The organism is Bacillus sp. RSS_NA_20 (assembly GCF_020165915.1).
Lineage (GTDB): Bacteria > Bacillota > Bacilli > Bacillales > Bacillaceae > Bacillus > Bacillus altitudinis.
In genome coordinates this window covers 1,912,845-1,937,534 of record NZ_JAIUKW010000005.1, presented here as the reverse complement: position 1 = coordinate 1,937,534, position 24,690 = coordinate 1,912,845, and the positions used below count along the sequence as shown (strand labels likewise).

Here is a 24,690-nt window from a genome sequence, read left to right as displayed (position 1 = left end):
GAGCACAGTTTTATCTTTCCATTGTGTGAGTGAGTTTGTATCGATCCCCTCTATAAACGGACATGACATACTCGAATGGAAGGTCATTTTGAAAATAAGTTGTTCTTACAATGGAGAGGACAGGGTCCCCTAAAGAAATAGACAGCAGGTCAGCTTCTTCCTTTGAAGCAACATTGGCTTCAAGCTCCTGCTTGGCATGGGCAATGGTTAGACCTGTGTTCGTTTCTATATATTCATATAAAGATCCAGTTAAATGGTCCTTTGTGAGCTCGCCAGCAAATTTTTCAGGTATATAACTCGTTTCAATAGCCATTGGTTCATTGTTTGCAAGGCGGATTCGTTTTAATTCATAAACATCTTCACTGTTCGACAGCTGTAATGATTGCAGCAAGTGCTCTGGGCATGCGACTTTTTTGAAATCAATCAACTGACTTGAAGCTTTGAACCCACGTTGACGCATATCTTCTGTAAAGCTTGTTAAGCCCTGAAGCGGTTGTTCAAACTTCTTTCGGCTAACAAATGTTCCTTTTCCTTTTTGCCGGTATAAATATCCTTCGTTCACAAGGTTCGATAAGGCTTGTCTGACAGTCATTCGGCTAATACCAAAGCGTTCGGCATATTCTCTTTCAGAAGGAATGAGTGTATCAGGTGCTAACGTTCCATCCTCAATCTGCTTTTTCAAGTTCTCCATAATCTGATGGTACATGGGGATAGGTGACTGCTTATCAATAAACATGTGAAAATCCTCTCGTGTTTAGCGTAGTGAACCAGCTTCTCGATCAATAAAAATCGTCACATCTTCATGAAGTTTCAGAGCAGATGCAGGGAAGTCTGGGTGAATCTCTGTTCGTTCTAAATATTGTATCACGTCCGCTTTTGATTTTCCTGATGCGAGAAGGAGAATTTTTTTACTTGAAAGAATGCTTGCAATTCCCATTGTAATGGCATGTGTAGGCACCTCATCAATAGAAGAAAAGTATCTTGCATTGGCTTGACGAGTGTGTTCATCTAATTGAACGACATGCGTCTTTGAGTCAAAGGGAGTACCAGGTTCATTAAACCCGATATGTCCATTTTGTCCGATACCAAGTAGCTGAAGATCAATGCCCCCTAAATCTTCAATGAGCTGATCATACCTTAAGCACTCTTCTTCCAAGTGAGAAGCAGCACCATTGGGAAGGAAATATTGATCTGACGGGAGATCAATATGGTCAAATAAATGTCGCTTCATGTAAGTCATATAACTATTTTCATGATTTGGATCAATTCCCACGTACTCATCCAGATTCACTGTTCTTGCTTGTTTGAAAGACAATTGTTCTGTTTGATGCAACTGAATTAACTCTTTATAAGTGTCAATTGGTGTACCGCCAGTTGCCAGACCGAGAACCGCATCTGTTTTTGATTCAATGGTACGTGCAATGAAAGCAGCTGCTGCTTTTCCTAATTGATCTTTATCTGCAAATTCGATGATGTTCATCAGTGTGTGGCCTCCTTTTTTTCATAAACGATTTGTCCATGGCAGATCGTCATCATGAGTTCGCCAGCTTCATCCCAAATGACCAAGTCTGCCAGTTTTCCAACTTCGATCGAACCGAGCTGATGATCGATCCCGAGCTGAGTGGCTGCATTTGTTGAGGTCATTTGAGCAATTTCTGTCCATCCGCATTGTGTGATCTGTCTCATACGTTTGACCCCATCTTTCATTTGTAAAATCGATCCTGCAAGTGTTCCATCTGCCAGCAATGCTTTTTCACCGCTGACTGTCACTGTCTGCCCACCAAATTCGTAGGTTCCCTCTCCAAGTCCTTTTGCACGCATTGAGTCTGTAATCATGATCAAACGTTCACTTCCCTTTGCCAAATACGCAAGCTTTACGGAAAGAGGATGTGAATGAATGCCATCTGTAATCAGCTCAGTCAAAAGCTTTTCGTTTGTAAGCGCAGCCCCTGCAACATTGGGCTCACGATGCTGAAATGAACTCATCGCATTATAAAGATGCGTGACATGACGCGCACCGTGCTTTGCTGCTAGTTCAATCATGTCATGAGGAGCATTTGTATGTCCAATAGAAGGAATGATATTTTTTTCTTTTAGTAAGGAAAGAAATGCAAAATCATCATCTTCCTCAGGTGCAAAAGTGACAATTCGAATCAGCTGATCAGATGCACTCAGCCATTTCTCAAAAAGAGGAAGGTTAGCCTGCGTAATCCATTGAGCAGGCTGCGCACCAGCTTTATCTTTAGAAATAAAAGGACCTTCTAGATGAATGCCTAAACATTGTGCCTGACTTCCAGCCTGCTTTTCATTATAGGGTCTCCACTGTGCGACATTTTTAAGTGCTTGCTCAATCTCTTGATGATTTTGTGTAATGGTTGTTGCTAAAAAGCTTGTCGTTCCTTCTGCGGGTAAGTGATCAGCAAGTGTATTCATGGCTTCTGGTGTCGCATCCATCATATCTGCACCATATCCCCCATGGATGTGAATATCAATCATTCCGGGGAGTAAATAAAAGTTTTCCCGGGAAATATATACTTTTTCATAATTTCCTGTCGGCGGTGATGTTGAAATATAGTCGATCTTGCCATCGCGTAAACCGACAAAACCGTTTTCAATGATTTCTGTCTTTGTCACAATATGAATATTGGAGAGCAATAAAGAACTGCTCATGATTGTGCCCCCTTATTCTCGTCGTTAGATTCAGTTTACCTTTTTTAAGTATAGTTGTCTATACCAGTGAATGTGTTGAAACAGGATCAGGATAAAATACTGTTTTGGGTTCATCATTGAAAGTGATAAAATAGAGCTGTATTTCTGAAACGCCTGTGATAAAAGGAGGAAGAAGCGTGCCGAAAGTTCGTACGAAGGACATAATGGAACAATTTCATCTTGAACTGGTAAGTGGGGAAGAAGGGATTAATCGTCCCATTACAATCAGTGATCTTTCCAGACCAGGTATTGAAATGGCTGGATATTTTACATATTACCCAAAAGAAAGAGTTCAACTTTTAGGGAAGACAGAGCTTTCTTTTTTTGAACAGCTCCCAGAACGCGAACGAAAGCAGAGAATGATGTCTCTTTGTACAGATATTACCCCTGCCATCATTTTGTCACGAGATCGTGAAGTACCAAAGGAATTGATCGAAGCTTCAAATGAAAATGGAGTGCCGGTTTTACGCTCAAGCTTAAAAACGACAAGACTTTCGAGTCGATTAACGAACTTCTTAGAAAGCAAGCTTGCACCAACGACTGCGATTCATGGCGTACTCGTAGATGTATATGGTGTAGGTGTACTGTTAATTGGAAAAAGTGGCGTAGGAAAAAGTGAAACGGCTTTAGAATTAGTGAAGAGAGGACACAGGCTGGTTGCAGACGATTGCGTGGAAATCAGGCAAGAGGATCAGGATACGTTAGTTGGAAGCGCACCAGAGCTGATTGAGCACCTTCTAGAAATCCGTGGATTAGGCATTATTAATGTGATGACCTTATTTGGAGCGGGCGCTGTCAGAAGCTATAAGAGAATTACGATTGTTATGAACCTTGAGCTTTGGGAACAAGGCAAACAGTATGACCGTTTAGGACTTGAGGAAGAAAAAATGCGGATCATCGATACAGATGTACCAAAGCTGACCATCCCTGTACGTCCGGGACGAAATTTAGCGGTCATCATCGAGGTAGCTGCTATGAACTTCAGATTGAAACGAATGGGACATAATGCAGCGGAACAATTTACAAGTAAACTTGCCGATGTCATTGAAGACAATGGCCAGGATGAATAGGAGCTGTCTATATGAATGAAGCAATTCAACCAATTGATCCGATTGCTTTTCAGCTCGGACCTATTTCGGTTCATTGGTATGGTGTGATTATTGGGGTCGGAGCTCTGCTTGGACTCTGGCTCGCATTAAGGGAGTGTGAAAAAAGAGGCATCAATAAAGATATGTTTATTGATCTCATCTTATTTGCCATTCCTATCGCCATTATTTGTGCACGAATTTATTATGTATCCTTTGAATGGGATTATTATCAGCAGCACCCAAATGAAATCATCAAGATTTGGAATGGTGGAATTGCCATACATGGCGGACTGATAGGGGCGGTGCTGACAGCGATTGTCTTTACTAAAGTGAGAAAGGTGTCCTTTTGGAAAATCGCCGATGTCGCAGCGCCTAGTATTTTACTAGGGCAAGCCATCGGGCGCTGGGGGAACTTTATTAATCAGGAAGCGCATGGTGAGGCTGTTTCAAGAGCCTTTTTAGAAAATTTGCACCTGCCTGAGTTTATTATTAATCAGATGTACATTGACGGGACCTACTATCACCCTACGTTCTTATATGAATCATTATGGAATATCGCAGGCGTTTTGATATTAATCTTATTACGTAGAACATCATTGCGTCGAGGCGAAATGTTCTTGTCTTATTTAATCTGGTATTCAATCGGTCGTTTCTTCATTGAAGGAATGAGAACAGACAGCTTAATGCTGACTGAGCATCTTCGAATTGCACAGATGATTTCGATTGTCATATTTGCAGTGGCTGTTTTGCTGATTGTGTTTAGAAGAATCAAGGGATATGCATCTATACGGTATAAAGAGAACAACTCATCAAATTAAGCAAGGGGGATAAAAGATGAGGGAGACATGGAAAAACGGCTTGAAAGCAGGGTTATCGACAACTTGGGCACTTGGAAAAGTCATTTTTCCGGTTACCATTCTCGTTAGTATCTTGCAGCATACACCTGTGATGGATTGGATGATACAATTCATCCGTCCATTTATGGGTCTGTTTGGTCTTTCAGGGGAAGCGGCCATTCCGCTTGTTTTAGGAAATATGCTGAACTTGTATGCGGGTATTGCAGCCATCTTGACATTAGAGCTGCCTGTGAAGGAAGTGTTCATTTTAGCGGTCATGCTCTCTTTTTGTCACAACTTGATCATCGAATCAACAGTGGCGGCGAAGGTTGGGCTGCGGGTGTCTATCATTTTGCTAGTCAGAATCAGTCTTGCCGTCGTGTCAGCAGTTGTCATTCACCTTGTTTGGCAGGGAGGCGAGGAGCCGGCGCAATATGGTTTGCTGACAGCTGCTCAGTCGGCTGATGTGCCTTCTAGCTGGTATATGATCGTACTTCTTGCTTTACAGAAAGCTGTTCTTGGTGTGTTGCAGCTGGCTTGTATTGTCATTCCTCTCATGGTCATCATTCAATTCATGAGAGACTTAGGGTGGCTCCATACGCTGTCTAAGTGGCTGTCTCCTTTTACGAGAATGCTTGGAATGAAAGAAAATACGTCTATGACGATGGTGGCTGGTTTAACCATTGGTCTTGCCTACGGGGCAGGCGTCATGATGAAGGCAGTGGAAGAGGACGGTGTCAGCAAAAAGGATTTAACGCTTGCTTTCATTTTCCTTGTGGCGTGTCATGCGGTGGTCGAAGATACACTCATTTTCATTCCATTAGGTATTCCAGTCTGGCCGCTTCTTCTTATTCGCCTTATTTCTGCTATTTTATTGACAGCTGCCATCAGCTATATTTGGCGGAGGCGGGAACATGCAGCTGTTAGAAAGGAAGCTATATGAACCAATCAACTATTAACACAGTGCTATTTGATTTAGATGGCACATTAATCAATACAAATGAATTAATTATTGCTTCATTTCAGCATACGCTTGATCATTATTACCCTGGTCAATACAGCCGTGAGGATATCCTTCATTTCATTGGTCCATCATTATTTGATACATTCTCTGCAATGGATCCGAATCTGACAGATGATATGATCCAGATGTATCGAACGTTTAATCATGAACAGCATGATCTGCTTGTGACGGAGTATGAGACGGTGTTAGACACGTTGAAAATTCTTCAGGATCAGGGATTTAAGCTTGGTATTGTGACAACAAAAATCCGTGATACGGTCTTAATGGGATTAAAGCTGACTGGATTGGAGCCATTTTTTGAGGTTATTGTCACACTTGATGATGTACAAAATGAAAAGCCGCATCCAGAACCAGTTCAACTGGCATTATCCAAGCTCGGCAGTGATCCGCATGAGGCGATCATGGTTGGTGATAATTATCACGACATTTTATCTGGTCAAGCGGCAGGGACGAAAACAGCAGGTGTTGCTTGGTCTATTAAGGGAGAAGAAGCCCTGTTAAAGCATCGCCCAGATTATATGCTGCAGAAAATGAGTGATCTCTTGGCAATTGTTGGAGCTGATTAAGTTGAGAAAAACAGATCGTTATCCTGTCAAAGGGGTCAATTCGCTTAGACAAGTCTATCGAACAGTCCCCTTTCTCAAGGTTGTGAAAAACTTTATCTTTATTCAACTGGCAAGGTATACGCCTTTTATGGGAATGAAAAATTGGATTTATCGCACCTTCCTTCGAATGAAAGTCGGGGAGGATACGGCGTTTGCTTTAATGGTGATGGTCGATCTCATGTTTCCTGAGAAAATCACTGTCGGTCGAAATAGTGTGATTGGCTATAACACGACCATTTTGTCCCATGAGTATTTGATTAAAGAGTATAGGCTTGGGGAAGTCTATATTGGTGATGAAGTGTTAATTGGAGCAAATTCAACGATCCTACCTGGAGTGACAATTGGTGATGGTGCGATTGTATCGGCGGGAACTCTTGTGAACAAAGATGTTCCGGCAGGCTCCTTTGTTGGAGGAAATCCAATGCGGATGATTTATACGAAAGAGGAAATGGAAGCACGTCAATCTTCGTCTGCTGAGTAGCTCGGCAGACTTTTTTGTTGACATTCTAACATGGTGTAACTATAATGATTACAACAGAGGTGAGAAAACATGAAAATCAGCAGCAGATTTACTGTCGCTGTCCATATTCTGGCCTTGCTATCACTTGAAAAAGGATCATTACAGACATCGGAGGATATCGCAGGAAGTGTCAATACAAATCCAGTGGTGATTCGCCGTATCATGAGTAAGCTCAAAAAAGCAGGCCTAATCTCAACGAGTCTTGGCAAAGGCGGTTCTCAATTAAACCGAAGTGAGGATGACATTACACTGCTCGATGTGTATAAAGCGGTTGAAGTGGTGGATGAGGGAGAGTTGTTTCAAATTCATGAAAGCCCAAACCCTGACTGTCCGATCGGTGCAAATATTCAAGCTGTACTAGAATTAATTTTGTGCCGTGCTCAAAGTGCGATGGAGCAAGTGCTTGCTGAGATCAAATTAAGTGAATTAACGCAGGTTTTAATCAAAAAAATTGGATGATCTATTCAATTTTTTTTACCTCTGTTGTAACCATTACGGTTACATCTTTAGCGATCAAAATAACAATATATTGTAGGAGGAATTTACATGAACATTGGAATCATTGGCGCAACAGGTAAAGCAGGACAACACATTTTAAAAGAAGCTCAATTGAGAGGGCACGAAGTAACGGCAATCGTTCGAGATGCACAAAAAGTGACTAATTCATCAGCAGCTGTTTTAGAAAAGGATGTTTTTCACTTAGAGGCAGGAGACGTCAAAGGTTTTGATGTGATCGTAAATGCATTTGGTGCCCCAGCAGGACAAGAGCACCTTCATGTAGAAGCAGGAAAAAAACTCATTCATCTCTTAAAAGAGACACCAGAAACGCGTTTAATCGTTGTGGGAGGCGCTGGAATTTTATTTGTAGATGAGGCCAAAACAACTAGACTGATGGACACACCGGAGTTTCCAAAGGAATACTTTGCTACTGCTTCACAGCAAGGAGAAAATTTAATAGATCTTCAAAAGACCGAAGGAGTAAAATGGACATTTTTAAGTCCAGCAGCCTTCTTTAATCCAGCAGGCAAACGGACAGGTGCTTATGTGAAAGGCAAAGACCATCTTATCGTCAATTCAAAGGGTGACAGCTATGTGAGTTATGCTGACTACGCCGTTGCACTTGTCGATGAGATAGAACAAGCTGCTCATGTTGGAGAACGTTTTACTGTGGTTTCTGAAGCAGAATAAGTAGAATAACATGCGTTTCATTGTCACTAAAAAACGCTGAGTGAGGAGTCTGTCTTATGAATGATCAAGAAAAATCTTTTATCTATGTATGGGATGCGTATTGTGGCTGGTGTTATGGATTTTCCAACAGCATCCGTACTTTACACGAAAATCACCCTGAGATACCACTGACAATTGTATCGGGCGGTTTATTTGTAGGAGAGCGTCGTCTATCGATAAAGAATTATCCACACATTTCAGAAGCAAACGAGCGTATCAGTCAGCTGACAGGTGTCGAATTTGGAGACCGTTACGAAGAGTTGCTAGAAAACGGAACATTCATTTTAGACTCTGAGGCTGCTGCAATTGGATTTTCAGCATTAAGATCCATCGCACCAGAGCATGCATTGTACTTGGCTTCATCTATGCAAAAGGCCTTTTATCAAGACGGAAAAAGCCTAAGTGATGAAGAAACTTATAGAGATATCGCTATGAAACACCAACTTGACCCTGATGTATTGGTTGAACGAATGAATGAGACAGAAACGATCAATGATGCGTATGCCGATTTTGCAAAGGTTCAGCAATTGAACGTGAATGGCTATCCTACACTTTTACTAAAAAAAGGGGATGAATACATCAGCCTTGGTGGGGGTGCGATGACGGCTGAAAAGCTTGAAGACCGTCTGAAGGAAATACTAAAAAAATAAATCATTCAAAAACATCCTCCATTCGTATGGAGGATGTTTTTGATGCATGTGTGCATTCTCTTCAATGGGAGAAGTGGTTTATGCTTTAATGATAATCGCCTGGCTGCCCATCTGTTTCCAAGAATCCTCAAACTGTTCACGATCGACTTTTTGATTCTTTTCTCCGTATGGATTATTTAAGTAGACATGATCTTTGTCATAGCCAGTGATGACGACGCTATGCATATTAAAGCTGATATCTATTTTTCCATTTGGTGTATTCCATGTTTCAATGTTATCTGTTTTGGCAAAGGTCGAAGTTGTAATGACCCAGACAGGATAACCTTTTTCAAGTGATTGGTAAATGGCTTTTTTAACTGGCTTGCCGGTCAAGTCCACCGCTTGATTACCTGCATATTTTTTCGCAAGCTGATAAATGGGTTCGTGGTACACACCAAGACCTGGCCCATTCTCCATATCGCCTACAAACCCGTCATGAGGGTCTCCTTTTAAGCCATTCTCATAATTGAGTGGGATACGCTTAATCTCGTTTGCCAATGCGTTTTTCGTTATATGCTCATAGCCGCTGTAATGAAGAAGCATGGCTAAGCTCGTGACTTCGCATCCGTTATAAAGCTTTGGTGCATCCATTTGATTAAAGAGGATGACGTCCATGGCTTTTTTATTTCCTTTTAAACTAGAATGTGTCGTTTCTGTTTTCTTCGTAGAACGTGTTTCTTCTGCTGCTAGTGCGGTATCATTTTCTTTTTCTTTGGCTTCTTGCGGTGACGTTGTTTTCTTGACTTGGTCGAATTGTGAAACGTAAATAAAGCCGAAATAAACAAGACATGCGCACAACAAAGTTAAGATTAATGTCTGGATGAATTTCACTGTAATCTCCTGTGTTATTCAATATTTTTAAGTATTATAGCATGTTCCTAAAGCAAAGAGATCAAAAAGGATTAGGTGTCATTTTAATGTAATATATGAACAAATGATTAAGGAAAAAAAGGGGAAAATAAAAATGATTGATTTAATTACTTTATTTTGTTAGCATATTATCATATTAGCGAACTAAAGGATTCGGAATTTTTTGTTTTAATGTGTTGGAGGTGCGGAAGAACATGTTCATGTTTGAAAAACCATATGGTATGCGAGATTCATTACCAGGATTGTATGAGACGAAGAAAAGAGTCAGGCATTCTTTAACAGAGGTCATGAATGGTTGGGGTTATCGTTTAATGGAAACGCCAACGCTTGAATTTTACGATACAGTCGGTGTTCAATCGGCGATTACAGATACGCAGCTGTTTAAGCTTCTTGATCAAAATGGTCAAACCCTTGTGCTTAGACCTGATATGACGGGACCAATTGCGAGAGTGGCGGCTTCAAAGCTTCACGAACAGGCGTATCCGCTTCGAGTCGGTTATGCAGCCAACGTGTTTCGGGCACAGGAAAGAGAAGGCGGAAGACCTTCTGAATTTGAGCAGGTCGGTATTGAATTGATCGGTGATGGTTCGATTAGTGCAGATGCTGAAGTCATAGCGCTTGTCGTGTTTGCATTAAAAAATGCTGGACTTCAATCCTTCAAAATTGCGATTGGGCATGTGGCTTTGGCTGAGACCTTGTTTTTAGATGTACTAGGGAATACAGAGCGGGCGAACGTATTGCGCCGATTTTTATATGAAAAGAATTATGTGGGCTACAGGCAGCATGTCAAACAATTGCCTCTCTCATCCATCGATAAAACAAGGCTGCTCCAGCTTTTAGAGCTGCGCGGCGGTCAAGAAGTGACCCAGCAGGCTGAAGAAATTGTGGTCTCACAAGAGCTGGCGGAGTTAAAGGCGCTGTGGGAGACACTTGAAGATTACGGCTGTACAGAATATATCCGTTTGGATTTAAGCATGGTCAGTCATATGAGCTACTATACGGGGATTTTGTTTGAAGTATTTGCAGATCATGTTGGGTCTGTGATCGGAAGTGGAGGAAGGTATGATCAATTGCTTGCTCACTTTGATGCACCCGCACCCGCTACAGGCTTCGGACTTCGATTAGACCGTCTTCTTGAGGCACTCGACGCAAAAGAAATAAATGAGCCCCAAGAGGCTGTGATTTTTAGTAAAGAACAACGGCTTGAAGCATTTGATTTTGCAGAAAAAGAGCGGACAAAGGGCAAAAGGATTGTTCTCCAAGACTTAGCAGGTATTGAAAATATCGATGCCATGACCAAGGCATTTGAGCAAGTGACTTATTTTATCGGCGCTAGAAAGGAAGAGCAAAATGGGTAAAGTGTTGACAATGGCAATGCCAAAGGGGCGGATATTTGAAGAAGCAGCAGGGCTATTAAGACAGGCTGGATATCAGCTGCCGGAGGAATTCGAAGATTCAAGAAAACTAATCATTGATGTACCGGAAGAAAATCTCCGCTTTATTTTAGCGAAGCCAATGGATGTGACGACATATGTAGAGCACGGTGTAGCGGATGTGGGCATTGCAGGGAAAGACGTCATGCTTGAAGAAGCACGGGATGTGTACGAAGTGCTCGATTTAAACATTAGCAAATGTCATTTAGCTGTAGCGGGCTTGCCGGGAGCCAGCTGGGGCGGTGTTGCGCCGCGTGTGGCCACAAAGTACCCAAATGTCGCTTCTTCTTATTTTAGAGAACAAGGTGAGCAGGTGGAGATCATTAAGCTAAATGGTTCCATTGAATTAGCACCACTCATCGGACTTGCCGATCGAATTGTTGACATTGTCTCCACCGGTCAAACACTTAAGGAAAATGGGCTTGTCGAAACGGAACATATTTGTGACATTACGTCACGTTTTATTGTCAATCCTGTGAGCTATCGAATGAAGGATGCGGTAATCGATGAAATGGCGCAGCGTCTGGCAAGAATCATCGAAGGAGAAGGGGAGGAAACATCATGAACATCACCTACATACAAGAAGGTGAGACAGACACTCTCTCACTCAAGCGTTCTCTAGATACAGGAACGGAAGAGCAGCGACTGGCTGTTCAACGAATTATCGAAGAAGTGAGAAAAAATGGTGACGAAGCCGTACGGTCATTCACGAAGCAATTTGACGGTGTCTCTATTGAACAGCCACTTGTGACGGAGGATGAAAAGACAAAAGCCTACGAACGTTTGGACCCGGAGATGATCCAAATCATCCAAACGGCGATCCGGAATATTCGAACATACCACGAGCGTCAGCTGACCTCCTCTTGGTTTTATCACCAAAAGGACGGCTCAATGCTAGGTCAGAAAGTAACACCGCTTGATGCGGTCGGTGTATATGTCCCAGGGGGAACGGCCGCCTATCCATCATCTGTTTTAATGAATGTGATTCCGGCACTTGTTGCCGGCGTTGAGCGAATTGTCCTTGTGACACCGCCAGGAAATGACGGCCGTCTGTCTGACGCTGTGCTAGTAGCTGCGAAGGAGCTGGGCATTTCAGAAATGTACAAAATGGGCGGTGCTCAGGCGATAGCTGCTCTTGCATATGGAACGGAAAGTATTCAGCCTGTTGATAAAATCACCGGTCCAGGAAATATTTATGTAGCACTTGCCAAACGGGAAGTATTTGGTCAAGTAGACATTGATATGATTGCGGGTCCAAGTGAAATTGCTGTTTTAGCAGATGAAACGGCAGCTGCACATGAGGTGGCAGCTGATTTGCTTTCACAGGCAGAGCATGATGCATTGGCATCCAGTATTTTGGTGACACCATCTAAAGGATTGGCTGAAAGAGTGCAAGCGGAGGTGCAAGCACAGCTTGATACTTTGCCAAGGAAATCAATTGCAGTACAATCTATTCAAGACCATGGTTATATTTACGTAACAGAATCTTTGGATCGTGCAGTTGATATCGTGAACCAGTTAGCCCCAGAGCATTTAGAAGTGCTGACGGCGTATCCAGAATCACTACTTGGTCAAATCAAGCATGCTGGAGCAATTTTCTTAGGGCGTTACAGCCCAGAGCCGGTAGGGGATTACTTCGCAGGACCGAACCATGTGCTGCCAACAAACGGGACGGCAAGATTTTCTAGTCCGCTCGGCGTCACGGATTTCCAAAAGAAAACGAGCATCATTTCATATAGCAAAGAAGCCTTTGAAACACATAGGGAAAGCATTGCGGCTTTTGCAAGATTAGAAGGGCTTGAAGCACATGCCAGATCGATTGAAGCGAGAAAGCGGGAGGAATCAAAATGAGACAGGCGGAAACAGCGAGACAGACAAATGAAACGAACATTTCGTTAGCGCTAGAGATTGATGGCGAAGGAAAAGCAGATATTCAGACAGATGTCCCTTTTATGACGCACATGCTCGACTTATTCACGAAGCATGGACATTTTAACTTAACTGTAGATGCAAAAGGAGACACAGATGTCGATGATCACCACACAACAGAAGATATTGGCATTGTGCTTGGGCAGATGTTTAAAGAAGCGCTCGGTGATAAAAAAGGAATCAAGCGCTACGGCTCTAGTTTTGTTCCAATGGATGAAACACTCGCCCAAGTAGTCGTGGATTTAAGCAATCGTCCTCATTTGGAAATGAGAGCCGATTTCCCTAGTCAGAAGGTCGGCACCTTTGATACGGAGCTGGTTCATGAGTTTCTTTGGAAATTTGCCCTTGAAGCACGAATCAATCTGCATGTGATCGTTCACTATGGAACCAATACCCACCATATGATTGAAGCCATTTTTAAAGCGATGGCACGCGCCTTAGATGAAGCAACAACCATTGATCCGCGTGTGAAAGGGATTCCGTCGACAAAGGGGATGCTCTAATGATTGGCGTAATTGACTATGGAATGGGAAATTTGTTTAGCGTATCAAAAGCACTGGAACGAGCAGGAGCGTCTTATATCGTGTCTTCTGAAGCAGGGGAGCTGAAAAAGGCAGATGCGTACATTTTGCCAGGCGTCGGTTCGTTTCGTGATGCGATGCAGCTGTTAAGACAGACAGGACTTGAGGCGTTTATCCACCAAGTCGTGCAGGAAGGAAAGCTGTTATTTGGCATTTGCCTTGGCATGCAGTTGTTGTTTGAAGAAAGTGAAGAAGCAGGAAAAACAAAAGGGTTAGGCCTTTTAAAAGGACGTGTCGTTCTTTTGAAGGATCGTGATCAGGATGGCCAAAGGCTGAAGGTGCCTCATATGGGCTGGAATGAGCTCACATTTCATAAGCCCTCTCCATTGTTTAAAGGTGTGCCAGAAGGATTTGCATACTTTGTTCACTCTTATTATGTGAGCGGCATGAATCCAGAAGACCTATTGGCAAGTGCACCCTATGGTGTGCAAGTACCTGCCGTTGTTGGGAAGGGGAATGTGTTTGGAACGCAGTTTCACCCTGAAAAAAGCAGTACAACAGGAATGGCACTGCTGAAACAGTTTATTCAATTAGCAAACGAACAGAGGGTGAGCAAATGAGTGATTTTACATTATATCCAGCAATTGATATGAGAAATGGCAAATGTGTACGACTTGTGCAAGGAGACTATGACCAAGAAACCATTTATGGAGATTCACCGTTAGACATGGCGAGACTGTTTGCAAATGAAGGAGCGAAATGGATACATCTCGTTGATTTAGATGGCGCAAAAGCAGGAAAACGCGTGAATCACGAGCATGTGCTATCGATTGCTTCCTCATTAGATGTGAATGTCCAAATTGGCGGCGGCATTCGGACAGAAGAAGATGTTGCATTTTATTTAAACAATGGCGTATCGAGAGTCATTCTTGGCAGTTCAGCGGTGTCAAACCCGGTTTTTGTGAAAAAAATGCTGGCGCAATATGGGGAGAAAATCGCCATTGGCATTGATGCACGAAACGGTTTTGTATCGACTGAAGGCTGGCTTGAAACGTCGGAAGTAAAGGCGGAGGAACTTGGTCAGGAACTGGCAAAGGAAGGCGCAGAGGTCTTCATTTTCACGGATATTCAAATGGATGGCATGCTGTCTGGTCCAAATGTGGAAAGTACGGTTCGATTAGCAGAAGCAACTGGCAAACAAGTCATTGCCTCAGGTGGTGTCAGTGCAGTGAGTGATCTGCAAAAGCTGTCAGCACAAAAGCAGACAGGTGTGTCTGGTGCAATCATTGGCAAGGCGCTGTACACAAAGCAATTTACTTTAGCTGAAGCGTTTGAAGGGCTTGACAGCATATGATGACAAAACGAATCATTCCATGTCTTGATGTAAAGGAAGGGCGTGTGGTCAAAGGGATCCAATTTCTAGGGTTGAAGGATGCTGGTGATCCGGTCGAATTAGCGCAGATCTATGACGAGGAAGGTGCGGATGAACTCGTCTTTCTTGATATATCTGCCTCTCATGAAGGCCGAAAAACGATGGTGGATGTGGTCAAACAAGTGGCATCCACTCTCGCTATCCCGTTCACGGTGGGCGGCGGGATTAACCACCTTGATGACATGAAGCGTATTTTAAGAGCGGGGGCAGACAAGGTGTCTGTGAACACAGCGGCTGTTTTAAGACCGGAGCTAATAACAGAAGGAGCCGACTTTTTTGGTTCACAGTGCATAGTTGTTGCGATTGACGCGAAATACGATGAAGAGAAACAAGCATACATGGTCTATACGCACGGAGGACGCCGTCAAACGGATTTAGAAGTGAGTGACTGGGCGAAAGAAGCCGTGCGAAGAGGAGCAGGCGAGATCTTGCTGACTAGCATGGATGCCGATGGTGAGAAAACGGGCTTTGAGCATCGTTTGACGAAGCTTGTATCAGAAGCAGTCACAGTGCCAGTTATTGCTTCAGGAGGTGCTGGCAATGCGCAGCATATGCTGGAGGCTTTTACAAAAGGTGAAGCTGATGCCGCACTTGCAGCCTCTATTTTCCATTATAAAGAAACCTCCATTCAAGAGGTGAAGACATATTTGAGAGAACACGGGGTGAAGGTAAGATGAAACAGGCAAACGAATTAACCTTTAATGATGCAGGTCTCATTCCTGCCATTGTACAGGATGCTCAAAGCAAGGAAGTTCTTACTTTGGCGTATATGAATCAAGAATCCTATGAAAAAACATTAGAGACAGGGGAAACATGGTTTTTTAGCCGGTCGAGAAATGAGCTTTGGCACAAAGGAGCCACATCTGGACACACCCAGCGTGTTACATCTATTCGCTATGACTGTGATCAAGATGCCCTGCTTGTTCTAGTGACACCAAGCGGTCCAGCCTGCCATACAGGCAGCTATAGCTGTTTTTCGGAAGAGGGCGTGAAACAGCAAAGGGGAGAACAAGACCGCTTTGCCATTTTAAATGAACTGGAACAGGTCATTGCGAAGCGGCAGACGGAAATGCCAGAAGGAGCTTATACAACCTATCTCTTTGAAAAAGGAGTCGACAAAATCCTGAAAAAGGTAGGGGAAGAAGCTTCTGAAGTCATCATTGCAGCGAAGAACCGTGATCAAGAAGAATTGAAATGGGAAACAGCAGATCTCCTTTATCACCTTCTTGTGTTATTACGTGAACAGCAGCTGCCTCTTGATGATGTATTAAAGGTATTGAAAAAGCGCCATCAAGGGGAATGAAAAGCTGGGGGTACCCCCGGCTTTTTGCTTTTAAATGAAAAACAAATCCTTCCTTTCCTTTTGTTCTATGTGACGACTCATGAAGTATGTTATACTACACACGGTACACTGTTCGAAATGGAGGGTATCGGTGAGTAAATACACTTCTCAAAATAATCACACACAAGTCGTCCAGCTATTCCAAGATGGGCATTACTTTTTTCATAAAGGTCTAAAAGCATATAGAGAAAGAAATCTGTCTAGGGCAAGTAAGCTGATACAGCGGGCCATCGTACTTGAGCCTGAAAATGTAGAAATGCTGTCGCAGCTTGCCATTATTTATACTGAAATGGGTCATTACCAACAATCAAATGAACTGCTTGATTTTATCCTTGAACACTTGGATGAGAATATGTCAGAGTGTCACTACTTTAAAGCCAATAATTATGCGAATCTCGGTTTGTTTCAAGAGGCATATAGATGCGCCACTGCTTATGCTGCGCTGGAAGAAGACGGGGAATTTGCAGATGAAAATGACGATCTCCTCGATCTGCTTGATATGAGTGACGATGTTGATGAAGATTTTCCTTATGATCAGGATGATCTGATTGTAAAGCAGGATCAAGCCAACCATTTGCTAGAAAGCGGCAGGCTGGATGAAGCAATCGAGATGCTGGAACAGATGATTGTTGAGTATCCAGAGTTTTGGTCAGCGTATAATAATCTCGCTTTGGCCTATTTTTATTCTGGCCAAATCGATCAGGCAAAAGAAATGTTGAACCGGGTCCTTCATGAAAATCCCGGTAATCTGCATGCCCTTTGTAATCAGCTTGTTTTCTATCATTATGAAAAAGAAGAAGAAAAGGTCAATCTGTTAGCGAAGCAATTAACGCACGTGTATCCAATATTAAGTGAACAGCGTTATAAGCTTGGCGCAACATTTGCCCTTGTTGGAGAATTTGAATGGGCATTTAAATGGCTTTATTCTTTGTATAAAACAGGTTTCCAAGGTGATAGTACGTTTTTATACTGGCTGGCAAGTGCAGCCTATTATACGGGCCACAAAACGCTGGCGCAAACCGTCTGGGATAAGATGGTGGAAGAAGATATTGATGCAGATGAAATCAAGCCGTGGCAAGACAAACCAGAGGAGTCTGAGCCAATGGTTTCAATTGAGGAACGACTCACTGCCTACTATGTCAGCAAACAAAAAGGTGAACGTGACGTCTTGCAATCTGTTCTTGATTCCCGCGCTGCGAAAACGGCCTTTGAACAGCAGTTTATTGAGTTACTTTTATATGAAGATCAAATGGAAGAACGATCGTTTTCAGAAGATGCGGTCTTCGCAAAACAGGCGGCATCTGCTTTGGAAGAAGCGGTGCAGCCTGATAGCCACATGCCATATTTTTGGTTATTCCATATTATTCAGCAAGCACGCGCTTCAGGCGTAGAGAAGAAAAATGCCATTGCATGGGCAGCAGCTTCTTATTATCTATGGATGAATGAACAAGAAGAATCAGCTGTCAGCAAAAAAGAGATCGCAGCTTCTTTTCAGATCAGCGTTCAAACGCTGTCAAAATATGAGAATGTTATTTGTGCGTTCATGGTTTGAATAGGTAAATAGAATCAGATAACAGCAGCATGGCCGAAAAGGTCATGCTTTTTTCTTGGATAAAAAGGTGGGATTTGCTAGGATTTGGCGAAGTATGACAATCTCGACATCTATTTGAAACATAAATGTAATAAAAATATTAGCTCATTTTGTCGATGTGTCATGTATAATGAAACTCGTGGATTAAAACAAAGACATATATTTAAATATTTTACTATACATAATGCAACACCTAGTGATAGAAACAATCTGGTCAACATCTGACTGATTCATCAGGAAGAAAGACACAGGAAGCACAGATTGGTCGCAGAGAATTTGCTGCTTTCTCATGTCGCTTGGGAAATTGTCAAAGGAGGAACTATACGTGAAAAAGTTTATTACTTTCGGTTTAGCTTCGGTGATTGGAGCGAGCGGTTTATTTATTCCATTTACTCATGAAGCAAATGCACAGAACTTTGAACAAAAGAAACAAGAACTAGACAGCAAGCAGTCAGAGGTAAACAAGAATCTTCAAAAGAAAAAAGAAGAGCTTTCAAAGCTTGAGGCAAAACAAGAGGCACTTGCGCTAAAGCTAAAAGAAATTGACGAAAAAGCTTTAAAAACAAGTGATCAAATCGAAGAAAAACAAAAAGAAAACGAAAAAACAAAAAAAGAAATCAAAGCACTGAAAAAAGAAATTGCTGATACAGAAAAACGTATCGAAGAAAGAAACGAATTCTTGAAAAAGCGTGTACGTGCGCTTCAAGAAAGCGGTGGTTCTACGAAATACATAGATGTATTACTAGGAGCAAAAAGCTTTAGCGATTTCATCAGTCGTGCAGGTGCTGTATCTACATTAATCAACGCAGACAGCGAAATCATTAAAGAACAAGAAAGAGACAAAGCGGAATTACAAAAGTCTGAAAACGAATTAAACACAAAGCTTGAAGATGTTCAAAAGACGCTTGCAAAGCTTGAAACACTTCAAACTGACTTAAATAAACAGCTTGATGAGAAAGACAAGCTATTCAAGCAAGTGAAAAAGCAAAAAGGAAGTGCTTCTTCTCAAATCAGCGAGTTAAATACTGAGGCAAACAGCATTGCATCTGAAAAAGACGCAACAATCGCTGCTCAAAAACAAGCTGAAAAAGAAGCAAGAGAAGCTGCTCAAAAAGCAAAAGAAGAAAAAGCACAAAGACAACAGCAGCGTCAAGCAGCTGTTCAAGCTGAAGACAACAGCTCTAATAACGACAGCGGTTCTTCTTCAAATAACAGTGGATCTTCAAATAACAATAGCAGCAGTTCACCGAGCAAGAAGCCATCTTCTGGCGGTGGATCACCTGTCAGCAATAACGTAGGCGGAATCGAAGGTGCGATCAGCACAGGTTCTACCATTGTAGGACAATCTCCATATAAATGGGGCGGCGGCAGATCACAAGCCGATATTGACGCACGTCGTTTTGACTGTTCTTCATTCGTTCGCTGGGCATTTGCATCAGCAGGCATCAACCTTGGACCAGTTGGCGGTACAACAACAGATACGCTTGTAGGTAAAGGAAGAGCTGTAAGTGCATCTGACATGAAACGCGGAGACCTTGTGTTCTTTGATACGTATAAAGTAAATGGACACGTTGGTATTTACTTAGGAAACGGTACATTCTTGAACGATAACAGCTCTCGCGGTGTTTCAGTTGACTCTATGAGCAACGTTTACTGGAAAAAAGCATTCAATGGCGTTGTAAGAAGAGTCGTTGAATAAATCATTACTTACTATATAACCGTAAACAGGCTTCCTTAAACAGCAGTTTAAGGAAGCTTTTTCTTTTTTTGAAGATATGAGCAAATGATTCGCTTATTATCCGCAGATTTAATAGGATATGGGTAAGGAATAAAAGCTAAGAGTGGAAATGATGCTCTCTGTCATGAATGGAAGCATCACCCAAGGGCATTCTAATAAGAAATGCTAGCAGCAATTGAAGAGGGAGTGACAGTTGTGTCAGAAGAAAAAATCTACGATACGATCATCATTGGAGCGGGTCCTGCCGGAATGACAGCCGCTGTTTATACATCACGGGGAAATCTTTCAACACTGATGATTGAAAGAGGAATTCCAGGCGGCCAAATGGCGAATACGGAAGATGTCGAGAACTATCCGGGCTTTGAAAGCATCTTAGGGCCGGAACTTTCAAATAAAATGTTTGAGCATGCAAAGAAATTCGGTGCCGAGTATGCGTATGGCGATATTAAAGAAATTGTAGATGGTGAAGAGTACAAAATCGTCAAAGCTGGTTCAAAAGAATACAAAGGACGCTCTGTCATTATTGCGGCAGGTGCTGAATACAAAAAAATTGGTGCACCAGGCGAAAAAGAACTTGGCGGTCGCGGCGTATCATACTGCGCTGTATGTGACGGTGCCTTCTTTAAAAACAAAGAGCTTGTCGTGATTGGCGGAGGAGACTCAGCAGTAGAAGAGGGTGTTTACCTCACTCGCTTTGCGTCTAAAGTCACAATTGTCCATAGACGCGACAAACTGCGTGCCCAAAGCATCTTACAAGCACGTGCATTTGATAATGAAAAAATCGACTTTATGTGGAACAAAACCGTTAAAGAAATCAATGAAGAAAACGGGAAAGTCGGCAGTGTGACATTAATTGATACCGTGACAGGTGAGGAAGAAGACTTCAAAACAGATGGCGTCTTTATCTACATCGGTATGCTGCCGCTGTCTAAACCATTTGAAAATCTTGGAATTACAAATGCAGAGGGTTACATCGAGACAAACGAAAGAATGGAAACAAAAGTTGAAGGAATCTTCGCAGCTGGCGACATTCGTGAAAAAACCCTTCGTCAAATTGTCACAGCAACAGGTGATGGAAGTATTGCAGCACAGAGTGCACAGCATTATGTAGAAGAGCTTGCTGAAAAGCTAAAAGCAATGAAATAAACAGCTGTCGTAAATCCTTAATATTGCGTCACGGGCTTTTAACTGGAATGTAACACGGGTGAAACAATTATCCGTTATGATGAAACTAGTAATTGACCCCCTTTTATAAGGAATACATGTTTGGCACGGATGTGAATCCGTGTCCTTTTTTTTGCTTAAAATCAGAAATTCACGAGATGTTCACAAATGACGCATGGAGAACCGTTAGATGTTGTAAAATAAAGAATAGAGAAAGTGCCCGTCACCATAATCATACGAAAACCTGTCTGTTTTCAGTGAAGAACGGGCATGTTCATTGTGGGAGTCATGATGAACCTGTATAATAAGAAAAAGACATAAAAGAGTAGGTGACAGCTGATGCAACGAGTAACCAATTGTGTGCTGCATCACGAAGATCAAGTTCTCTTGCTGCAAAAGCCAAGACGAGGCTGGTGGGTAGCACCTGGCGGCAAAATGGAGAGCGGAGAATCGGTCAAGGATTCAGTCGTTCGAGAATTTAGAGAAGAAACAGGCATTTATATTTTAAATCCGCAGCTAAAAGGCGTGTTTACCTTTATCATAAAAGAAGGCGATCAAATCGTTCAAGAGTGGATGATGTTCACCTTTATGGCAGATTCCTTTACAGGAAAAAACGTATCAGAGTCGGAGGAAGGCATTTTAAAATGGCATGATGTAAAAGATGTACCCAGCTTGCCGATGGCTCCAGGAGATTCCCATATTCTTGACTTCATGTTGAAAGGGAAAGGACTTCTCCACGGCACTTTTACGTATACACCAGACTTTGAGCTGATTGCTTATCGATTAGATCCTCAAGGAGACTAATAAATGAACCGTTTTCATAAAGAAGGAGAGGGAGCAGGCATGAATACGCACAAACAAGATGATATTCAGCTTGTGATTATTACAGGGATGTCAGGTGCGGGGAAAACCGTTGCCATCCAAAGCTTTGAAGACTTAGGTTACTTTTGTGTGGATAACTTACCGCCATCACTTTTACCGAAGTTTCTAGAGCTCATGAAGGAATCAAATTCAAAGATGAGCAAGGTGGCCCTTGTGATGGATTTGCGTGGACGCGAATTCTTTGATAGCTTAATTGCTGCCTTAGATGAGATGAGTGATATCGGCTGGATCACACCAAGGATTCTATTTTTAGATGCAAACGATAAGGTGCTTGTCTCAAGATATAAAGAAACGAGACGTTCTCATCCCCTTGCGACAACAGGTTTGCCGCTCGAAGGAATTGAGATGGAACGCGATCTGTTAGAAGAGTTAAAAGGCCGGGCTCAAATGATTTTTGATACATCGGATTTGAAACCGAAACAGCTTCGAGAAAAGATTGTCACACACTTTGCTACGAATCAGGGGCAAGTGTTTACAGTGAATGTGATGTCATTTGGCTTTAAGTACGGCTTGCCAATTGATGCTGATCTTGTATTTGATGTGAGATTTCTGCCGAATCCTTACTATATTGAGAGCATGCGTCCACAGACTGGAAATGATGAAGAAGTACGCTCCTATGTCATGAAGTGGAGTGAAACGCAAAAGTTCACAGAGAAATTAATCGACCTTCTCAGCTTTATGCTTCCGTCCTATAAACGAGAAGGGAAAAGTCAGCTGGTGATCGCTATTGGCTGTACAGGTGGACAGCACCGATCAGTGACGCTAGCGAACTACTTATCGGAGTATTTTAAAAATGACTACTATACTCATGTCACTCACCGGGACATTGAAAAGAGAAGCAGAAAATAGATGACGACACTTCCAAAGGTGGTCATTCTTGGCGGAGGCACTGGCTTATCTGTTTTGCTCAGAGGGCTAAAAACAAAGCCAGTGGATATTACCGCTATTGTAACGGTTGCTGATGATGGAGGCAGCTCAGGCAGACTGCGACATGATTTGAATATTCCGCCTCCAGGCGATATTCGGAATGTCCTTGCGGCACTTTCTGATGTCGAACCGCTTGTAGAAGATTTATTTCAGCACCGTTTTAATAAAGGGAATGACTTAACAGGCCACTCTCTCGGCAATCTCATTCTTGCGGCTATGACGAATATAACCGGTGATTTTTTTCATGCCGTCACAGAAATGAGCAAGGTCTTAAATGTGAGAGGAAAAGTATTGCCAGCAGCGAATTCAAGTGTTGTTCTTCATGCTGAATTAGAAAATGGGCAAGTGGTAACAGGAGAATCAAAAATCCCAACCTATGGTGAGCGAATTAAACGAGTGTTCCTCACACCCGATACGATTGAACCGCTCCCAGAATCGATTCAAGTCATTCGTGAAGCCGACTTGATCGTCCTCGGACCTGGCAGCTTGTATACAAGTATCTTGCCAAACTTGCTTGTACCGCATATTGGCGAAGAAGTGATTCGTTCTAAGGCGAAAAAAGTCTATATTTGTAATGTCATGACACAGCCGGGGGAAACGCTTTCCTACAGTGCAGCTGATCATGTGCAGGCACTAAACGATCATATGGACCGACCATTTATCGATACGATATTTGTGAACAATAAAGAAATTCCAGAAGAAATCAAAGCAAAATATGCAGAAGAGCAGGCGCAGCCTGTACAATTCGACACAGATGTACTCAAAGCCATGGGACTAGAAGTCATCCCTGGGGAAATCATTACATATGACCAGCATGTGATTCGTCATGACACGCTGAAAGTAGCTGCGCTGCTTGTCGATTTGCTGCATCAGAAAAAATAGGAATGGGGGTGGCAAGGATGTCATTTGCATCCGAAACAAAAAAAGAGCTGACTAATCTGGAAGTGAAGGACTGCTGCACAAAAGCAGAGCTTTCTGCCCTCATCCGTATGAACGGTTCATTATCTTTTTCTAATCGAAAATTGATTTTAGATATACAGACAGAGAACGCAGCCATTGCAAGACGTATTTATACCCTTTTGAAAAAGAAATACGATGTGACTGTCGAGCTGCTCGTTCGTAAAAAAATGAGATTAAAAAAGAATAATGTGTATATTGTCAGACTGGTAGAACGAGCGAAAACCATTTTAGAGGACCTGAAGATATTAGGTGAACAATTTGTATTTGAACGCAACATTTCAGAAGAACTTGTGAAAAAAAGATGCTGCAAGCGTTCCTATATGAGAGGTGCTTTTTTAGCAGGAGGTTCTGTGAATAACCCAGAAACCTCTTCGTATCACCTTGAGATTTTTTCACTATACAAAGAACATAATGATGCCCTTTGTGAGCTCATGAATCAATTCCATCTTAATAGTAAAACACTTGAACGCAAAAAAGGCTTTATCACATACATGAAGGAAGCGGAGAAAATTACGGAATTCTTAAGTGTTGTGGGTGCTCATAACTCATTGCTTCGTTTTGAAGACGTGCGCATCGTCCGAGATATGAGGAATTCTGTGAACCGGCTCGTCAATTGTGAAACAGCAAACTTGAATAAAACGATCGGTGCCTCACTGCGCCAAGTTGAAAATATTCAATTCATTGACGAAAAGATTGGACTAGACGCCCTGCCAGATAAGCTGCGTGAAATTGCGCAACTGCGTATTGACTACCAAGAAGTCACACTAAAGGAACTTGGCGAAATGGTGGAAAGCGGCAAGATCAGCAAATCAGGCATTAATCACCGTTTAAGAAAGCTAGATCAAATTGCAGAACAATTAAGAAACGGACAAGCTGTTACACTCAAATAGGGAAATAAAAAAGGGAGGCAGATCATATGGTGGAAAAAACGGTCACAATTCAGCTGAAAACGGGTTTGCAGGCACGTCCGGCTGCTTTGTTCGTTCAAGAAGCCAATCGTTTTGGTGCTGATATTTTTCTAGAGAAAGATGGGAAAAAAGTCAATGCGAAGAGTATTATGGGACTGATGAGCCTTGCGATCAGCTCTGGGGTCACCGTCAAACTAATAGCTGATGGAGCAGATGAACAAGAAGCCATCGATGCGTTAACGGATTTTATCAATCAAGAAAACTGAGTCTCTTCAAGGGCTCAGTTTTTTTAGGA

At 42.4% G+C, this 24,690-nt stretch carries 28 protein-coding genes; 24 read left to right on the top strand and 4 right to left on the bottom strand.

Annotated elements, in window-relative coordinates; translation table 11 throughout:
• Positions 1–10 precede the first annotated feature (10 nt).
• The 3 genes from LCD32_RS15690 to nagA are packed head-to-tail and all read right to left on the bottom strand — an operon-like array spanning position 11 to position 2,670.
• Positions 11–736 (bottom strand): GntR family transcriptional regulator, encoded by a 726-nt coding sequence (locus LCD32_RS15690; RefSeq protein WP_060781459.1) that lies wholly within the window; start codon positions 734–736, stop codon positions 11–13.
• Between the two features lie 18 nt (positions 737–754).
• Entirely contained in the window at positions 755–1,480 is a 726-nt protein-coding gene (gene nagB, locus LCD32_RS15685; RefSeq protein WP_046527618.1) for a glucosamine-6-phosphate deaminase, read from the bottom strand.
• Positions 1,480–2,670 carry an N-acetylglucosamine-6-phosphate deacetylase gene (gene nagA, locus LCD32_RS15680; protein ID WP_060781458.1) on the bottom strand — a complete coding sequence of 397 codons (1,191 nt, stop codon included), beginning with the start codon at positions 2,668–2,670 and terminating at the stop codon, positions 1,480–1,482. Before nagA ends, nagB begins: the two co-directional genes overlap by 1 nt.
• Before the next feature lie 176 nt (positions 2,671–2,846).
• Here nagA and hprK point away from each other — a divergent pair, with 176 nt between their 5' ends.
• The 8 genes from hprK to LCD32_RS15640 all read left to right on the top strand — a co-directional run bounded on the left by hprK (position 2,847) and on the right by LCD32_RS15640 (position 8,659).
• Positions 2,847–3,779, top strand: coding sequence for an HPr(Ser) kinase/phosphatase (gene hprK, locus LCD32_RS15675; protein WP_003212943.1), 933 nt, complete (start codon positions 2,847–2,849; stop codon positions 3,777–3,779).
• An 11-nt stretch (positions 3,780–3,790) separates the two neighbouring features.
• Entirely contained in the window at positions 3,791–4,615 is an 825-nt protein-coding gene (gene lgt, locus LCD32_RS15670) for a prolipoprotein diacylglyceryl transferase (RefSeq protein WP_060781457.1), read from the top strand.
• A gap of 16 nt (positions 4,616–4,631) precedes the next feature.
• Entirely contained in the window at positions 4,632–5,576 is a 945-nt protein-coding gene (locus LCD32_RS15665) for a nucleoside recognition domain-containing protein (RefSeq protein ID WP_212338548.1), read from the top strand.
• A complete protein-coding gene (ppaX, locus tag LCD32_RS15660; RefSeq protein WP_007500058.1) occupies positions 5,573–6,223 on the top strand; it encodes a pyrophosphatase PpaX in 651 nt (216 codons plus the stop codon). Before LCD32_RS15665 ends, ppaX begins: the two co-directional genes overlap by 4 nt.
• A gap of 1 nt (position 6,224) precedes the next feature.
• Complete coding sequence (locus LCD32_RS15655) at positions 6,225–6,743, top strand: acyltransferase (protein ID WP_035701530.1); 519 nt, start codon at positions 6,225–6,227, stop codon at positions 6,741–6,743.
• 69 nt (positions 6,744–6,812) lie between these two features.
• Positions 6,813–7,241: an Rrf2 family transcriptional regulator gene (locus LCD32_RS15650; RefSeq protein ID WP_003213266.1), complete on the top strand. Its 429-nt coding sequence runs from the start codon at positions 6,813–6,815 to the stop codon at positions 7,239–7,241.
• Between the two features lie 87 nt (positions 7,242–7,328).
• Positions 7,329–7,970: an NAD(P)-dependent oxidoreductase gene (locus LCD32_RS15645; RefSeq protein ID WP_224564205.1), complete on the top strand. Its 642-nt coding sequence runs from the start codon at positions 7,329–7,331 to the stop codon at positions 7,968–7,970.
• A gap of 56 nt (positions 7,971–8,026) precedes the next feature.
• Entirely contained in the window at positions 8,027–8,659 is a 633-nt protein-coding gene (locus tag LCD32_RS15640; RefSeq protein ID WP_224564201.1) for a DsbA family protein, read from the top strand.
• Between the two features lie 78 nt (positions 8,660–8,737).
• Here the strand turns inward: LCD32_RS15640 and LCD32_RS15635 are convergent, their stop codons facing one another.
• Positions 8,738–9,529, bottom strand: coding sequence for a C39 family peptidase (locus tag LCD32_RS15635; protein WP_058213565.1), 792 nt, complete (start codon positions 9,527–9,529; stop codon positions 8,738–8,740).
• Between the two features lie 233 nt (positions 9,530–9,762).
• Between LCD32_RS15635 and LCD32_RS15630 the strand changes: the two genes are divergently transcribed.
• From LCD32_RS15630 to LCD32_RS15555, 16 genes are all read left to right on the top strand, one after another.
• The gene (locus LCD32_RS15630) at positions 9,763–10,926 is read left to right on the top strand and encodes an ATP phosphoribosyltransferase regulatory subunit (RefSeq protein ID WP_224564198.1); all 1,164 of its coding nucleotides are present in this window, start codon (positions 9,763–9,765) and stop codon (positions 10,924–10,926) included.
• Positions 10,919–11,566 (top strand): ATP phosphoribosyltransferase, encoded by a 648-nt coding sequence (hisG, locus tag LCD32_RS15625; RefSeq protein ID WP_007500071.1) that lies wholly within the window; start codon positions 10,919–10,921, stop codon positions 11,564–11,566. The genes LCD32_RS15630 and hisG overlap by 8 nt, the downstream gene beginning before the upstream one ends.
• The gene (gene hisD, locus LCD32_RS15620) at positions 11,563–12,852 is read left to right on the top strand and encodes a histidinol dehydrogenase (protein WP_060781454.1); all 1,290 of its coding nucleotides are present in this window, start codon (positions 11,563–11,565) and stop codon (positions 12,850–12,852) included. The genes hisG and hisD overlap by 4 nt, the downstream gene beginning before the upstream one ends.
• A complete protein-coding gene (gene hisB, locus LCD32_RS15615) occupies positions 12,849–13,433 on the top strand; it encodes an imidazoleglycerol-phosphate dehydratase HisB (protein WP_017368110.1) in 585 nt (194 codons plus the stop codon). Before hisD ends, hisB begins: the two co-directional genes overlap by 4 nt.
• Entirely contained in the window at positions 13,433–14,071 is a 639-nt protein-coding gene (gene hisH / locus LCD32_RS15610) for an imidazole glycerol phosphate synthase subunit HisH (RefSeq protein WP_060781453.1), read from the top strand. Before hisB ends, hisH begins: the two co-directional genes overlap by 1 nt.
• The gene (gene hisA, locus LCD32_RS15605; RefSeq protein ID WP_008348146.1) at positions 14,068–14,805 is read left to right on the top strand and encodes a 1-(5-phosphoribosyl)-5-[(5-phosphoribosylamino)methylideneamino]imidazole-4-carboxamide isomerase; all 738 of its coding nucleotides are present in this window, start codon (positions 14,068–14,070) and stop codon (positions 14,803–14,805) included. The genes hisH and hisA overlap by 4 nt, the downstream gene beginning before the upstream one ends.
• Positions 14,802–15,560: an imidazole glycerol phosphate synthase subunit HisF gene (gene hisF, locus LCD32_RS15600; RefSeq protein WP_008348145.1), complete on the top strand. Its 759-nt coding sequence runs from the start codon at positions 14,802–14,804 to the stop codon at positions 15,558–15,560. The genes hisA and hisF overlap by 4 nt, the downstream gene beginning before the upstream one ends.
• Positions 15,557–16,186 carry a bifunctional phosphoribosyl-AMP cyclohydrolase/phosphoribosyl-ATP diphosphatase HisIE gene (gene hisIE, locus LCD32_RS15595; protein WP_076821147.1) on the top strand — a complete coding sequence of 210 codons (630 nt, stop codon included), beginning with the start codon at positions 15,557–15,559 and terminating at the stop codon, positions 16,184–16,186. Before hisF ends, hisIE begins: the two co-directional genes overlap by 4 nt.
• Positions 16,187–16,316: 130 nt before the next feature.
• Entirely contained in the window at positions 16,317–17,777 is a 1,461-nt protein-coding gene (locus LCD32_RS15590; RefSeq protein WP_017357904.1) for a tetratricopeptide repeat protein, read from the top strand.
• Positions 17,778–18,141: 364 nt separating this feature from the next.
• The gene (locus LCD32_RS15585; protein ID WP_167403837.1) at positions 18,142–19,515 is read left to right on the top strand and encodes an NlpC/P60 family protein; all 1,374 of its coding nucleotides are present in this window, start codon (positions 18,142–18,144) and stop codon (positions 19,513–19,515) included.
• A gap of 234 nt (positions 19,516–19,749) precedes the next feature.
• Entirely contained in the window at positions 19,750–20,700 is a 951-nt protein-coding gene (gene trxB, locus LCD32_RS15580) for a thioredoxin-disulfide reductase (RefSeq protein ID WP_024719880.1), read from the top strand.
• A 357-nt stretch (positions 20,701–21,057) separates the two neighbouring features.
• Positions 21,058–21,522: an 8-oxo-dGTP diphosphatase gene (locus LCD32_RS15575; RefSeq protein WP_008348133.1), complete on the top strand. Its 465-nt coding sequence runs from the start codon at positions 21,058–21,060 to the stop codon at positions 21,520–21,522.
• 39 nt (positions 21,523–21,561) lie between these two features.
• Positions 21,562–22,449: an RNase adapter RapZ gene (gene rapZ, locus LCD32_RS15570; RefSeq protein WP_048001986.1), complete on the top strand. Its 888-nt coding sequence runs from the start codon at positions 21,562–21,564 to the stop codon at positions 22,447–22,449.
• On the top strand, positions 22,450–23,409 hold the full coding sequence (locus LCD32_RS15565) for a uridine diphosphate-N-acetylglucosamine-binding protein YvcK (RefSeq protein ID WP_008348128.1): 960 nt from the start codon (positions 22,450–22,452) through the stop codon (positions 23,407–23,409).
• Between the two features lie 17 nt (positions 23,410–23,426).
• Positions 23,427–24,377, top strand: a complete 951-nt coding sequence (whiA, locus tag LCD32_RS15560) for a DNA-binding protein WhiA (protein WP_008348125.1) — start codon at positions 23,427–23,429, stop codon at positions 24,375–24,377.
• Positions 24,378–24,403: 26 nt separating this feature from the next.
• The gene (locus LCD32_RS15555; RefSeq protein ID WP_008348124.1) at positions 24,404–24,661 is read left to right on the top strand and encodes an HPr family phosphocarrier protein; all 258 of its coding nucleotides are present in this window, start codon (positions 24,404–24,406) and stop codon (positions 24,659–24,661) included.
• The last annotated feature ends 29 nt before the right edge of the window (positions 24,662–24,690 follow it).

Excerpts from the sequence above, each read along its gene's own strand:
- hisG (WP_007500071.1), top strand. The coding sequence starts at position 10,919 with ATGGGTAAAGTGTTGACAATGGCAATGCCAAAGGGGCGGATATTTGAA.
- LCD32_RS15640 (WP_224564201.1), top strand. The coding sequence starts at position 8,027 with ATGAATGATCAAGAAAAATCTTTTATCTATGTATGGGATGCGTATTGT.
- LCD32_RS15665 (WP_212338548.1), top strand. The coding sequence starts at position 4,632 with ATGAGGGAGACATGGAAAAACGGCTTGAAAGCAGGGTTATCGACAACT.
- LCD32_RS15565 (WP_008348128.1), top strand. The coding sequence starts at position 22,450 with ATGACGACACTTCCAAAGGTGGTCATTCTTGGCGGAGGCACTGGCTTA.
- hisF (WP_008348145.1), top strand. The coding sequence starts at position 14,802 with ATGATGACAAAACGAATCATTCCATGTCTTGATGTAAAGGAAGGGCGT.
- ppaX (WP_007500058.1), top strand. The coding sequence starts at position 5,573 with ATGAACCAATCAACTATTAACACAGTGCTATTTGATTTAGATGGCACA.
- hisA (WP_008348146.1), top strand. The coding sequence starts at position 14,068 with ATGAGTGATTTTACATTATATCCAGCAATTGATATGAGAAATGGCAAA.
- LCD32_RS15555 (WP_008348124.1), top strand. The coding sequence starts at position 24,404 with ATGGTGGAAAAAACGGTCACAATTCAGCTGAAAACGGGTTTGCAGGCA.
- lgt (WP_060781457.1), top strand. The coding sequence starts at position 3,791 with ATGAATGAAGCAATTCAACCAATTGATCCGATTGCTTTTCAGCTCGGA.
- LCD32_RS15575 (WP_008348133.1), top strand. The coding sequence starts at position 21,058 with ATGCAACGAGTAACCAATTGTGTGCTGCATCACGAAGATCAAGTTCTC.
- whiA (WP_008348125.1), top strand. The coding sequence starts at position 23,427 with ATGTCATTTGCATCCGAAACAAAAAAAGAGCTGACTAATCTGGAAGTG.
- rapZ (WP_048001986.1), top strand. The coding sequence starts at position 21,562 with ATGAATACGCACAAACAAGATGATATTCAGCTTGTGATTATTACAGGG.
- LCD32_RS15650 (WP_003213266.1), top strand. The coding sequence starts at position 6,813 with ATGAAAATCAGCAGCAGATTTACTGTCGCTGTCCATATTCTGGCCTTG.
- hisH (WP_060781453.1), top strand. The coding sequence starts at position 13,433 with ATGATTGGCGTAATTGACTATGGAATGGGAAATTTGTTTAGCGTATCA.
- nagA (WP_060781458.1), bottom strand. The coding sequence starts at position 2,670 with ATGAGCAGTTCTTTATTGCTCTCCAATATTCATATTGTGACAAAGACA.
- nagB (WP_046527618.1), bottom strand. The coding sequence starts at position 1,480 with ATGAACATCATCGAATTTGCAGATAAAGATCAATTAGGAAAAGCAGCA.
- hisB (WP_017368110.1), top strand. The coding sequence starts at position 12,849 with ATGAGACAGGCGGAAACAGCGAGACAGACAAATGAAACGAACATTTCG.
- hisD (WP_060781454.1), top strand. The coding sequence starts at position 11,563 with ATGAACATCACCTACATACAAGAAGGTGAGACAGACACTCTCTCACTC.
- hisIE (WP_076821147.1), top strand. The coding sequence starts at position 15,557 with ATGAAACAGGCAAACGAATTAACCTTTAATGATGCAGGTCTCATTCCT.
- LCD32_RS15645 (WP_224564205.1), top strand. The coding sequence starts at position 7,329 with ATGAACATTGGAATCATTGGCGCAACAGGTAAAGCAGGACAACACATT.
- LCD32_RS15690 (WP_060781459.1), bottom strand. The coding sequence starts at position 736 with ATGTTTATTGATAAGCAGTCACCTATCCCCATGTACCATCAGATTATG.
- LCD32_RS15630 (WP_224564198.1), top strand. The coding sequence starts at position 9,763 with ATGTTCATGTTTGAAAAACCATATGGTATGCGAGATTCATTACCAGGA.